Origin of the sequence: Mesorhizobium comanense (genome assembly GCF_005503535.1) — a bacterium.
In the GTDB taxonomy this organism is placed as follows: domain Bacteria; phylum Pseudomonadota; class Alphaproteobacteria; order Rhizobiales; family Rhizobiaceae; genus Mesorhizobium; species Mesorhizobium comanense.
In genome coordinates this window covers 406,449-419,439 of the sequence record NZ_SCNN01000001.1, presented here as the reverse complement: position 1 = coordinate 419,439, position 12,991 = coordinate 406,449, and the positions used below count along the sequence as shown (strand labels likewise).

The following is a 12,991-nucleotide window of genomic DNA, read 5'->3' as shown; positions in this document are numbered from 1 at the left end:
GGCCGGTGTGAGCGCCGGAGTTCTCAGCGTCGGCGGCGGGCCGTCGTCCCCTGTTTTTCGAGGCTCCGGCATTAAATCGCGCCGCCACATCTGCTAGCGTGCCGCGCCATGAACATGCACAGCCCCAGCGAACCCGACGCCCCCGAGGTGATCACGCCACCGCAGCCCGGCACGGCCGGGGTGACGCCGATGATGGAGCAGTTCATCGAGATCAAGGCGGCGAACCCGGATTCGCTGCTGTTCTACCGCATGGGCGATTTCTACGAGCTGTTCTTCGACGACGCCGAGAAGGCGAGCCGGGCGCTGGGCATCGTGCTGACCAAGCGCGGCAAGCACCAGGGTCACGACATTCCGATGTGCGGCGTGCCGGTGCATGCGGCCGACGACTATCTGCAGAAACTGATCGGCCAGGGATTCCGCGTCGCCGTCTGCGAACAGATCGAGGATCCGGCCGAGGCCAAGAAGCGCGGCTCGAAATCCGTGGTGCGCCGCGACGTGGTGCGGCTGGTTACACCAGGCACGATCACCGAGGACAAATTGCTGGCGCCGGCCGAATCAAGCTTCCTGATGGCGCTGGGGCGGGTGAAGGGCGGGGCGGACCATTCCTTCGCAATAGCCTGGATCGACATCTCGACGGGCGCCTTCCGCGTCGCCGAGACCACCGCCGACCGGCTGCTCGCCGACATCTTCCGCGTCGACCCGCGCGAATTGATCCTGGCCGAGCCGGTGTTTTACGATCCCGAGCTGAAGCCCATCTTCGACGTGCTCGGCCGCGTCGCCAGCCCGCAGCCGCCGTCGCTGTTCGATTCGGCCTCGGCCACCGGGCGCATCGCGCGCTTCTTCGATGTGGCAACCCCCGACAGTTTCGGCACCTTCTCGCGTGCGGAACTGTCGGCGATCTCCGGCGCCATAGCCTATATCGAGAAGACGCAGAAGGCCGAGCGGCCGCCGCTGTCGCGGCCGGAGCGCGAGGCGCAGGGCTCGACCCTGTTCATCGACCCGGCGACGCGCGGCAATCTCGAACTTTTGCGCACACTGTCCGGCAGCCGCGAAGGCTCGCTGTTCAAGGCGATCGACCGCACGGTGACCGGCGGCGGCGCAAGGCTGCTGGCCGACCGCCTGATGGCGCCGCTGACCGATCCCGCCGCGATCGGCGCCAGGCTGGATTCGGTATCGTTCTTCCGCTCGGAGACGCGGCTTTGCCAGGCGGTGCGGACAAGCCTGAAGAGCGTCGCCGACATGCCGCGCGCGCTGTCGCGGCTGGCGCTCAATCGCGGCGGCCCGCGCGACCTCGGCGCGCTGCGCGCCGGTTTCGAGGCGGCCGGCGCCATCGCCGAAATCTTTGCCGCGACCGCCCTGCCCCACGAGCTTGCCGCCGCGCTCGGCGCCATTAAGGCCCTGCCGCGAGGGCTCGCCGGGCACCTGGCGCAGGCGCTGGGCGAGGAACTGCCGCTGCTGAAGCGCGATGGCGGCTTCGTGCGGGGCGCCTACCACCCGGAGCTCGACGAGATGCGGGCGCTGCGCGATGAATCCCGCAAGGTGATCGCCGGCATGGAGCGCTCGCTGATCGAGGAGACCGGCATCCGGTCGCTGAAAATCCGGCACAACAACGTGCTTGGCTATTACATCGAGGTGACGGCCAACCACCATGCCGTGATGACCGGCAGCGACGACGCCAAGGCGCGCTTCATCCATCGCCAGACCATGGCCAACGCCATGCGTTTCACCACGACGGAACTTGCCGGGCTGGAGACCAAGATCGCCAATGCCGCGGACCGGGCATTGAGCATCGAGCTGGCGGCCTTCGACGCGCTGACGGCTGAAGCCGTCAGCGAGGCCGAGGCGATCCGCGCCGGCGCCGATGCGCTGGCCGTGCTCGACGTCTCGGCCGCACTTGCCCTGCTTTCGGAGAGCGAAGCCTGGTGCCGGCCTGTCGTGGATGCCAGTCTTGCCTTCGATATTTCGGGCGGCCGGCACCCGGTCGTGGAGCAGGCGCTGCGCCGCTCGGGCGAAGGGCCGTTCGTCGCCAATGATTGCGACCTCTCGCCCGAGGGCAGCGCCAGGAACGGCGCCATCTGGCTGCTCACCGGCCCGAACATGGGCGGTAAGTCGACATTCCTGCGGCAGAACGCGCTGATCGCCATCCTGGCTCAGACCGGGTCGTTCGTGCCGGCGGCGTCCGCGCATATCGGCGTCGTCGACCGGCTGTTCTCGCGCGTCGGCGCCTCGGACGACCTCGCGCGCGGCCGCTCGACCTTCATGGTCGAGATGGTTGAGACTGCGGCCATCCTCAACCAGGCCGGCGAACGGGCACTCGTCATCCTCGACGAGATCGGCCGCGGCACCGCGACGTTCGACGGCCTGTCGATCGCCTGGGCGGCGGTGGAGTATCTGCACGAGAAGAACCGCTGCCGGGCGATCTTCGCCACGCATTTCCATGAGATGACCTCGCTCGCCGGCAAGCTGGCGCGGCTCTCCAACGTCACCATGCGGGTCAAGGAGTGGGAGGGCGACGTCGTCTTCCTGCACGAGGTCGGCAAGGGTGCCGCCGACCGTTCCTACGGCGTGCAGGTGGCGCGGCTCGCCGGCCTGCCTGAAGTGGTCGTCGACCGCGCCAAGGCGGTGCTGCACCAGCTTGAGGAAGGCGAGGTTTCGGGCAAGACCAACCGGCTGGTCGACGACCTGCCGCTGTTTTCGGTCGCCGTGAAGCGCGAAGCGCCAAAGCCGGTGAAGAGCGACGCGCTGGGCGTGGCGCTCGACGAGATCAATCCCGACGAAATGACGCCGAGAGAAGCGCTGGAGGCGCTTTACCGGCTGAAGGGGATCGCCGGCAGAAGCTAGGCCGCGCCGGGCTGCCGAACAACTCGTGGCGGCCGTTACTGCCGGCTTTGCCTGGAGGCGCATCTGGTCTAAGCTCCGGCCCTGCGGTGCAACGTCCTGCGGGGGATTGTCATGGCAACCATTTCAAGTCCGGGGCATCCCGATTGCAGCATCGACTGCCCGGGATCGGGATACGCGGTTTTCGTCGACCCCTACGGACCCTGCATGGCGGGCTGTGACCAGGACGAGTTCTCTACGGCCATGACCAATCTGTTTCGCAATAAGGACCGGGTTTCGAGCCTGTCGGGCCGCGTGGTGGGGGTGAGGGGTGCGGTGCTCGCGCGGATGGCGCTTGCCATTCGCGGCTTCGCGCCGGATGAAACCGCCGACGACCGGAGCTGGCTCGAACGGCTGGTGATCGAACGGGGAGATGAGCGTTTTAGCGCCGAATGGCGGCAACAGAGCCTGTCCGAAGTCATCGAGACGCTGGCCGCGGCGACAGGCCGGCAGATCCCAAGAGCAGCTTAGCGAGCCTGTCGTCATGGACTGGCAGACGATCAATGGCTGGATATCCTGGACCTCACTTGGACGGATACGCAATTCGTTCCTGTCGAAGGCGTTGACGGCCCTGTCGCTTGCCGCCTTCGTGCTGGCCAATGCCGCCCCGAAACTCGAGGAGGCCGGCATGGACATGGATTCGGCCCGCTTCGTCTTCTGGGGCGGGTTCGTCTTCCTGGCCGGATATCTGTCTTTCGCCGTGCTGGCGCCGATCGAGTTCCGGCGCGCCGGCGAAATCGACGAGATCGTCGGCCGCATGGGCGGCCTTGCCGACTGGAATTTCTTCCAGTCCCGGCTGCTGCTCGCAACCAACCTCCTTCAGTCGGCGCAGGGCAGCATCTATTTCAATCCGCCGGACGGAGCGATGATGTTCCTGCGCCAGCAGATCGACATTGCGAGGAAATTGACGTCCGGCGGTTCATGGGAAGACAGCGCCAAGAGCCTCTATCATGCCGACCTCAATCTGCGGCAGTACCGGCGCCCGATCCACCGCATGGCCGTGGCGTTGCTGCTGGCCATCGGCGCGCTCACGGTGATCTATCCAACCTTGAAGAACATCGTGCTCGCCCTGATCCGCTTCTGACGGGTCAGAGGCTTGCTATATCATCTCCAGACCGCGCTTGCGGGTCGGCGGCGGGAAGGCACGGTCGAGATCGGCGAAATCCTCCTCCGTCAGCCTGATGTCGAGAGCGGCAAAATTCTGCCTCACATGTTCCTGGCTGCTGGCCTTCGGGATGGCGATGACGCCGTCCCGCGCGATCACCCAGGCCAGGGCGATCTGGGCCGCCGTGACGTTGTGGCGGGTGGCAATGGTCTCCAGCCTGGCATTGTGCGCCAGCGCGCCCTGCTCCACCGGCGAATAGGCCATCAGCGGGATACCGCGCTGCCGGCTCCAGGGTGCGAGATCGAATTCGAGCCCGCGCCTGACCAGATTGTAGAGCACCTGGTTGGTCTGGACATTGGCACCTTCACGCAGGCCGACCAGATCCTCCATATCCTCGGTGTCGAAATTGCTGACGCCCCAATGGCGAATCTTGCCGGCTTTCTTCAAGGCCTCGAAGGCCTCGACTGTCTCGCCCAAGGGCACGCTGCCGGGCCAATGCAGGAGATAGAGGTCGATGCGGTCGGTTGCGAGGCGCTCGAGACTGCTTTCGCAGGCACGCCGCACGCCGGCGCGCGAAGCATTGGACGGCAGGACCTTGGAGACCAGGAAAACCTCGTCGCGGCGCCCGGCAATCGCTTCGGCCACGACTTCCTCGGCACCGCCGCCGGCGTACATTTCGGCGGTGTCGATCAGTGTCATGCCGAGATCGAGACCAAGCTTGAGCGCGTTCACTTCCTGAACGCGCCGGCGCGAATCCTCGCCCATCTTCCACGTGCCCTGACCGAGCACTTGAACGGCTTCGCCAGAAGGCAGCGCGGTGGTTCTGATGGTCGATGGCATGGCAGGCTCCATTCGAGGCCGGATCGTCTTGCAAGGCGGGTGAGAATCCAGAGGCGTTCTCACCCAAATCCTTCCGTGGCGAAAGGGCCTACTTGACCGGATGAGCGGCGAGCCAGTCCTGCATCTGCTTGATCTCGGCTTCTTGCGCGGCAATGACGCCTTCGGCCAGCTTGCGGATTTCCGGATCCTTGCCATTGGCGAGTTCGACCTTGGCCATGTCGATGGCGCCCTGGTGATGCGGGATCATGCCACGGACGAAATCGACATCGGCATTGCCGGTATAGTCGATCATCATGTCGCCGTGCATCTTGTCCATCGCCGCCTTGTAGCCTTCGGTCGAAGGGGTGGTGGCATCCGTCGCCATGCCGGCCATGTCGTGTTTCATCTCCTCGCTTTGCGCCGGAACGCTTTCGAGGAAGACGGCGAGCAGCATTCCAGCCGCCATCAGCAAAAGCACGAGTTTCTTAGCCAAGGTCATTCATGATCTCCTGTTGTCTGGGGTTCGTATTTGGGGGTTTGGATCAGAGTTTCAACGTCCGCAGCCGCAATGCGTTTGCTATGACCGAGACCGAGGACAGGCTCATCGCCGCAGCCGCCAGCATCGGCGACAGAAGCGTGCCGGTAAGCGGATAGAGGACTCCGGCCGCGACCGGCACGCCGAGCACGTTGTAGAGGAAGGCAAAGAACAGGTTCTGCCTGATGTTGCGGATGGTCGCGCGGGCCAGCGTGCGTGCCCGCACGATGCCGTTGAGATCGCCCTTGACCAGCGTGATGCCGGCGCTTTCAACGGCGACATCGGCGCCCGTGCCCATGGCGATGCCGACATCGGCGCCGGCCAAAGCCGGTGCGTCATTGACGCCGTCGCCGGCCATGGCGACGCCGGCGCCCTTGCCGCGCAGTTCGTCGACGAGCGCCGCCTTCTGTTCCGGCAGCAAGCCGGCGCGAACCTCATCGATGCCGAGCTTTCCGGCAATCGCCCTGGCGGTGCGCTCATTGTCGCCGGTCGCCATGATGATCCGCAAGCCGCCTTCATGCAGGGCCTTGATCGCCTCAGCCGTGGTCGCCTTGACCGGGTCGGCGACCGCCAGGATGCCGGCCAGCCTGCCGCCGACAGCGACGAACATCGCCGTCTTGCCATCGCCCTGCAGCGCTTGCGCGCTGGCCAGGATCGGGGAAACATCGACACCGAGGTCGTGCATCATGGCGGCATTGCCGAGCGCGGCAGCCCTGCCCGATACCGTGCCGGAAACGCCTTTCCCGGTGACGGCTTCGAAATCGACGGCATCGGCGACGGCTATGCCGCGCTGGGCCGCGCCTTCGACGATGGCCTCGGCCAGCGGATGCTCCGAGCCTTTCTCCAGGCTCGCGGCCAATGCCAGCAATTCGTCCTCTGAAACGCCGGCGGCGGCGACGACATCGGTCAATTTCGGCCGGCCCTCGGTCAATGTGCCTGTCTTGTCGATGATCAGCGTGTCGACGGAAGCAAAGCGTTCGAGCGCGGCGGCCTCCTTGATCAGAACGCCGGCATGCGCGCCGCGCCCTGTGGCGGTCATGATCGACATCGGCGTGGCGAGGCCCAGCGCACAGGGGCAGGCGATGATCAGCACCGATACAGCCGAGACGATGGCGAAGATGAGGCTGGGTTCGGGACCGAAGACCGCCCAGGCAAAGAAGGCCACGATGGCGACAAGGACGACGGCCGGGACAAAATAGAAGGAAACCCGGTCCGCCAGGCCTTGAATGGGCGCACGCGAGCGCTGTGCCTTGGCGACCAGTTCAACGATGCGCGAAAGGGTGGTCTCCGCGCCGACACGCTCGGCGCGCATGACCAGCGAGCCGTTCTTGTTGAGCGTGCCGCCGGTGAGGGCATCGCCTTGCGCCTTCTCGACCGGCAAGGGCTCACCCGTGATCATCGATTCATCGACGGAAGAGCGGCCTTCGAGCACGACGCCGTCCACCGGCACCGCTTCGCCTGGCCGGACACGCAAGCGATCGCCGGTGTTGACGCTGTCGAGCGGCACGTCGCCCTCGCTGCCGTCCTGGGCGATGCGGCGCGCGGTCTTGGGCGCGAGATCAAGCAAGGCACGGATTGCCGAACCGGTCTTTTCGCGGGCGCGCAGTTCCAGCACCTGGCCGAGGAAGACCAGGGCGACAATGACGGCCGCGGCTTCGAAATAGACCGGTACCCCGCCACCATGGACGCGGAACTGATGCGGGAAGATGTCGGGAAACAGCGTCGCGACGATGCTGTAGAGATAGGCCGCGCCGACACCCAGCGAAATCAGCGTCCACATGTTGGGACTGCGGTTGAGGATCGAACTCCAGCCGCGATGGAAGAATGGCAAGGCGGCCCACAACACCACCGGGCTCGCCAAAGCGAGCTCCAGCCAGGTTTTCGCCCGGTCGCTGATCAGGGTTTCGAGGCTCAGCCCAACCATCGGCGCCATGGCGATGATCAGCAGCGGAACAGACAGGACAGCACTCACCCAGAACCGCCTTGTAAAATCGACCAGCTCGGGATTTGGTCCTTCATCGCCCGACGGCACGCCCATCGGCTCCAGCGCCATGCCGCAGATCGGGCACGAGCCGGGCTTGTCCCTGATGACCTCGGGGTGCATCGGACAGGTGTATTGCGTGCCCTTCGGCATCGGTGCCGGTGCCGGCCTGTCGCCAAGATAGTTTTGCGGCGCTGCCTCGAACTTGGCTTTGCAGCCGGCGGAGCAGAAATAGAAGCCTTGCCCCTCGTGGCGGACAAAGTGCTTGGCCGTGGCGCGGTCGACGCTCATGCCGCAGACCGGATCGGTGGCCGTCAGATAGCTGTCCGGGTTGGCCTGGAACTTCTTACGGCATCCCTCGCTGCAAAAGTGATAGAGCGTTCCGCCATGCTGCGATGTCGGCTTGCCGGCCGCCGGATCCACGGTCATGCCGCAAACCGGATCGCGCAGGACCGCCGCCGCCACGGCCGCGCCTTTCGGCGCACAGCAGCCACCATGTGCCCCATGGGAGTGGTTGTCGTGGTGCGAATGCGTCATTTCAAAATGCCTTAATGTGACTGCTTCGGGTCCGAGGTAGTGCTTCCAGTAACTGGAAGGTCAAGGGCCGTTTTGCTTTTCTTGCTACAGCACCGCGAAATTGACCGAACACCCACAAGCGTATATCCGGTGCTAAAGCTTAGATTTCCAATATTGCTCTGCGTTTCAGGTTCATCCCGTCAGATCGCGGTCGACAATGAAGCTCCTGGTCATAAATCTGGATCGATCACCGGATCGGCTAGCCCATATGACGGCCGAGTTTGCCCGGATCGGCATCGCCTTCGAGCGCGTCGTGGCAGTCGACGGTTCCAACCGGCCGGAGCTCGAACAACAGCCCCAGCATCCGATGTACGGGGCCCGGCAGTTGTCGAGCAGCGAGATCGCTTGCCTGCACAGCCATCGCGCCTGCTGGTCGATCATCGTGCAAGACGATGCACCATACGGCGCCGTCTTCGAGGACGATGTGGTTTTCTCGGCGAATGCAGGCCGGGTACTTGCCGGCAGCGGCTGGATTCCTCCCGACGCTGACATCGTCAAGCTGGAGACCTTCTTCAGCAAGACCATGATCCACCGAACCAGGATTTTCGCCGGTCACGGTTTCTCCGTGTTCCGGCTCTGCAGGTTCCACCCGGGAACCGGGGGCTACATCATCTCCAGACAAGCCGCGCGCGATCTTCTCGAAGCGACAGAGAGGGTCAATCTGACCGCCGACGACCTAGTCTTCAACCCGGCGTTCTCGAACCTGCCCAGCAAAACGATTTACCAGCTTGTCCCTGCGCTGTGCGCGCAGGGCCAGTTCCTCGGCCCCATGGCGGCGGTGTTGCCAAGCCTGCTCGACCAAGAGCGGGACACCAAATGGGTTACCAGCGGGCTGTCGACAAAGCGCCGGCGGCCAGCGGCTGAAAAGCTCCGGACCGAGGCCGGACGGATCATTGGACGGGTCGTCGACTTCTGCAAATTTCGGCGACGGACGATCATTCCTCTCGATTCGCCGACGCCAAGGGATTAGCCCGCCGCTGCCTGCGGCACTACACATTTGTCGCGCTCGCTGCCCTCCTGGTCAGACTGACAGACCTGCTTGACACGCGGTCTGTCGTCATGGAATCCATCATGAAGATCGAGTGCCCACGGAGAATGTAACCTTGAAGTAATGTCTGGCGTCTACGCTTGCGCCTGGGCGTTTCCTTTAATCGCCGCGAAAGAATCTACCCAGAAAAAATCATCAAACCGTGATATTACCCGTGCTAGACGGATGCCCGCAGCTCGCCTGATAGTAAAGATTTCGTGCGGAAATGAAGTGCCTCGTCATAAATCTGGATCGCTCACCCAACCGGCTTGCCCACATGGCGGCGCAGTTTGCCCGCCTCGGCATCGGGTTTGAGCGTGTCGCGGCGATCGACGCGCGGCAACACCCGGAACTGGCACTGCAATCCCAGCACCCAAAGCACGCCGCGCAAAGGCTGTCCGCCGGTGAGGTTGCGTGCCTGCACAGTCATCGCGCCTGCTGGACCATCATTGCACAAGGCGAAGCATCCTATGGCGCCGTCTTCGAGGACGACATGGTGTTTTCGGCCAATGCCGGCGCACTGCTTGCCGACGCGAGCTGGATTCCAGCAGATGCCGATGTGGTCAAGCTTGAAACGTACTTCCACACCACGGTGATCCAGAGAGAGCGATTTCCCGTCGGTCACGGCTTTTCCATGTTCCGGCTTCGCAAGAACCATATCGGGGCCGGAGGCTACCTGATCTCAAGGAAGGCGGCCCGCGACCTTCTCCTGGTGACCGCCGACATCAACGTGGCGGTGGACAATCTCATTTTTGATCCGGCATTCGCAATATCGACCGGCAAGACGATCTACCAGCTTGTCCCCGCCCTTTGCGCCCAAGAACGGTTCGTTGGCGCCAAGCTACCCAGCCTGCTTGCCGAGGACAGGGACGCCGCATGGGCCGCCAGCGGACTTGCGGCTGAGCGCAAAAAACCGGTGATGGCGCGGATCAGGAGGGAAGCCTGGCGGATGGCGCGGTGGGCTGCCGATTTCTGCAGGCTGCGGCGGCAGATTGTCGTTCCCCTCGGACCTGTCGAGGCCGGCGACTAGCGCATGACGCCGAAAAGTGCGAAGCGGTTTTCCCGGACGAACGTCTCCGTTCGTCCAGACATCCTTCTGATTTAGCGCCGGATTCATGTCTCAGTCCGAATCTACCCTGAAATCATCCGGCCTCCGGGCTGGTTGCCGGGGTGTCGGCAGGCCCCATACCCAGCGTCGCGAAAACGCGCTATAGACGCCGCCCAAAAGGCAAGGCCAACCGGTACCTATGGCGAAAATCACCCTGAAGCTCGATGAACTGATCGACGGCGAAGCCTTGCGCCACGAAATGACCGCGCTGACGGCGGCAACGGCGGGAGACGGCTCGGGACCCGCCGCCCGCGGCGGCGTGCTGCAGCTTCTCAAGAGCCGGCTGGCCGAGGGGCGCCGGACAGCAGAGGCCATGCTGAAAGAGGATGGCGGCGGCAATGCCTGCGCCGAACGGCTCTCGCATCTCATGGACGAGCTGATCCGGGCGCTCTACGATTTCGCCGCGACCCATGTCTACAGGGTGAAGAACCCCTCGGCTGCCGAACGCATGGCGGTCGTTGCCGTCGGCGGCTATGGCCGCGGCACGCTGGCGCCCGGATCCGATATCGACCTGTTGTTCCTGCTGCCCTACAAGCAGACGCCCTGGGGCGAACAGATCGTCGAATACATGCTCTACATGCTGTGGGACATGGGGCTTAAGGTCGGTCACGCCACCCGCAACATCGACGAATGCCTCAGGCTGTCGCGCACCGACATCACCATCCGCACATCGATTCTGGAAGCGCGGTTCCTGTGGGGCGAGAGCAAGCTCTATGACGAGCTGATGCTGCGCTTCGACCACGAGGTGGTGCGCACGACCGGCCCGGAATATGTCCAGGCCAAGCTCGCCGAACGCGACGAGCGCCACGCCAAGGCAGGCGAGAGCCGCTACCTTGTCGAACCGAACGTCAAGGACGGCAAGGGTGGGCTGCGCGACCTGCAGACGCTGTTCTGGATCGGCAAATATTTCTACCGCGTGCGCACCGGCCAGGAACTGGTCGAGAAAGGCGTCTTCACCGAGGCCGAGTACCGGGAATTCCAGAAGGCCGAGGATTTCCTGTGGGCGGTGCGCTGCCACATGCATTTTCTCACCGGCAAGGCCGAGGAGCGGCTGCATTTCGATATCCAGCGCGAGATCGCCGAAAGGCTCGGCTATACCAGCCATCCCGGCCTGTCGGCGGTCGAGCGCTTCATGAAGCACTACTTCCTGGTCGCCAAGGATGTCGGCGACCTGACACGCATCTTCTGCGCGGCGCTCGAGGAAGAGCAGGCCAAGCACGTGCCAGGCTTCAACCGCATCTTCCTCACCTTTCAGAGGCGCAAGCGCAAGCTCGCCGGCACGTCCGATTTCATCGTCGACAATCACCGCATCAATGTCGCCGATGACAGTGTATTCGAGCGCGATCCGGTCAATCTGCTGAGACTGTTCTGGTTCGCCGACAAGCACGGGCTGGAATTTCATCCCGACGCGCTGAAGCTTTTGACCCGCTCGCTCGGCCTGGTCAACAAGTCGCTGCGGCGCGACGAGGAGGCCAACCGGCTGTTCCTCGACATATTGACCTCGGACCGCAACGCCGAACTCAATTTGCGGCGCATGAACGAGGCGGGGCTGCTGGGCAGGCTGATCCCCGATTTCGGCAAGATCGTCGCCATGATGCAGTTCTCGATGTACCACCACTACACGGTCGACGAGCACCTGATCCGCTGCATTGGCGTGCTGGCCGAGATCGAGCGCGGCGACGGTGAAAAGATCCATCCTTTGTCGCACTCGCTGATGCCGGGGCTCAAGAAGAGCCGCGAGGCGCTCTACGTCGCCGTGCTTTTGCACGACATCGCCAAAGGCAGGCCGGAAGATCACTCCGAGGCTGGCGCCCGCATCGCGCGGCGCATCTGCCCGCATATGGGACTGTCCGCCGCCGACACCGAAACGGTCGCCTGGCTGGTCGAGAACCATCTCGTCATGTCGATGACCGCACAGACCCGCGACCTCAACGACCGCAAGACCATCGAGGATTTCGCCTCGATCGTGCAGTCCGTCGAGCGGCTGAAGCTGCTGCTGATCCTCACCGTCTGCGACATCAGGGGCGTCGGACCGGGTGTCTGGAACGGCTGGAAGGGCCAGCTGCTGCGCACGCTCTACTATGAAACCGAATTGTTGTTGACCGGCGGTTTCTCGGAAGTGTCGCGCGCCGAACGCACGGCGGCGGCGCGCGAGCAGCTGGCCGCGGCGCTCGCCGATTGGCCCGAAAAGCAGCGCGGACGCTATGTCGGACTTCACTATGAGAACTATCTGCTGACCGTCGACCTGCCGGATCAGCTTCGCCACGCAGGCTTCGTCCATGAGGCGGACGCGGCCGGCAAGAAGCTCGCCACCATGGTCAAGACGCACCAGTTCGAGGCGGTGACCGAAATCACCGTGCTGGCGCAGGACCATCCCAGGCTGCTGTCAGTGATCGCCGGTGCCTGCGCGGCCGCGGGCGGCAACATCGTCGACGCCCAGATCTTCACCACCTCCGACGGCCGCGCGCTCGACACGATCCTGATTTCCAGGGAATTCGACCGCGACGAGGACGAGCGGCGGCGCGCCGAGCGGGTCGGCCGGCTGATCGAGGACGTGCTGTCGGGCAAGAGCTGGCTACCGGAGATGATCGAGAAGCGGACCAAGCCCAGGCGCGGCGCCAAGGTTTTCAAGATTCCGCCACGTGCCGAAATCCGCAACACGCTGTCGAACCGGTTTTCAGTTATCGAGGTCGAAGGGCTCGACCGGCCAGGCCTGTTGTCGGAGATCACCGGCACGCTGTCCGACCTGTCGCTCGACATCGCCTCGGCGCACATCACCACCTTCGGTGAGAAGGTCATCGACACCTTCTACGTCACCGATCTGACCGGCCAGAAGATCGACAACCCGGCCCGTATCACTACCATCCGCAACCGGCTGATGGCGACGCTCGAAGGCATCGCGGCCGAGCGCGGCGGCAAGGCCAGGGCGGCCGCCGAGTGAGCGTGACCATCACTTCGTCCCA

At 64.2% G+C, this 12,991-nt stretch carries 9 protein-coding genes; 6 read left to right on the top strand and 3 right to left on the bottom strand.

Features of this window, described 5'->3' with window-relative positions:
* The first annotated feature begins 108 nt into the window (after window positions 1-108).
* The 3 genes from mutS (at window position 109) to FFS37_RS01960 (ending at window position 3,961) form a co-directional block, all read left to right on the top strand.
* On the top strand, window positions 109-2,841 hold the full coding sequence (gene mutS / locus FFS37_RS01970; RefSeq protein ID WP_137929244.1) for a DNA mismatch repair protein MutS: 2,733 nt from the start codon (window positions 109-111) through the stop codon (window positions 2,839-2,841).
* 111 nt (window positions 2,842-2,952) lie between these two features.
* Entirely contained in the window at window positions 2,953-3,348 is a 396-nt protein-coding gene (locus FFS37_RS01965) for a hypothetical protein (RefSeq protein ID WP_137929243.1), read from the top strand.
* Between the two features lie 13 nt (window positions 3,349-3,361).
* Window positions 3,362-3,961: a hypothetical protein gene (locus FFS37_RS01960; RefSeq protein WP_137929242.1), complete on the top strand. Its 600-nt coding sequence runs from the start codon at window positions 3,362-3,364 to the stop codon at window positions 3,959-3,961.
* A gap of 15 nt (window positions 3,962-3,976) precedes the next feature.
* Here the strand turns inward: FFS37_RS01960 and FFS37_RS01955 are convergent, their stop codons facing one another.
* The 3 genes from FFS37_RS01955 to FFS37_RS01945 all read right to left on the bottom strand — a co-directional run bounded on the left by FFS37_RS01955 (window position 3,977) and on the right by FFS37_RS01945 (window position 7,854).
* Window positions 3,977-4,822 carry an aldo/keto reductase gene (locus tag FFS37_RS01955; protein WP_137929241.1) on the bottom strand — a complete coding sequence of 282 codons (846 nt, stop codon included), beginning with the start codon at window positions 4,820-4,822 and terminating at the stop codon, window positions 3,977-3,979.
* 88 nt (window positions 4,823-4,910) lie between these two features.
* On the bottom strand, window positions 4,911-5,300 hold the full coding sequence (copM, locus tag FFS37_RS01950; RefSeq protein ID WP_137929240.1) for a CopM family metallochaperone: 390 nt from the start codon (window positions 5,298-5,300) through the stop codon (window positions 4,911-4,913).
* Between the two features lie 43 nt (window positions 5,301-5,343).
* Window positions 5,344-7,854: a heavy metal translocating P-type ATPase gene (locus tag FFS37_RS01945; protein ID WP_137929239.1), complete on the bottom strand. Its 2,511-nt coding sequence runs from the start codon at window positions 7,852-7,854 to the stop codon at window positions 5,344-5,346.
* A gap of 196 nt (window positions 7,855-8,050) precedes the next feature.
* On the opposite strand from FFS37_RS01945, the gene FFS37_RS01940 reads away from it, so the two are divergent.
* From FFS37_RS01940 to FFS37_RS01930, 3 genes are all read left to right on the top strand, one after another.
* The gene (locus FFS37_RS01940; RefSeq protein ID WP_137929238.1) at window positions 8,051-8,863 is read left to right on the top strand and encodes a glycosyltransferase family 25 protein; all 813 of its coding nucleotides are present in this window, start codon (window positions 8,051-8,053) and stop codon (window positions 8,861-8,863) included.
* A gap of 283 nt (window positions 8,864-9,146) precedes the next feature.
* On the top strand, window positions 9,147-9,950 hold the full coding sequence (locus tag FFS37_RS01935) for a glycosyltransferase family 25 protein (protein WP_137929237.1): 804 nt from the start codon (window positions 9,147-9,149) through the stop codon (window positions 9,948-9,950).
* A gap of 217 nt (window positions 9,951-10,167) precedes the next feature.
* Window positions 10,168-12,969: a [protein-PII] uridylyltransferase gene (locus FFS37_RS01930; protein ID WP_137929236.1), complete on the top strand. Its 2,802-nt coding sequence runs from the start codon at window positions 10,168-10,170 to the stop codon at window positions 12,967-12,969.
* Window positions 12,970-12,991 lie beyond the last annotated feature (22 nt).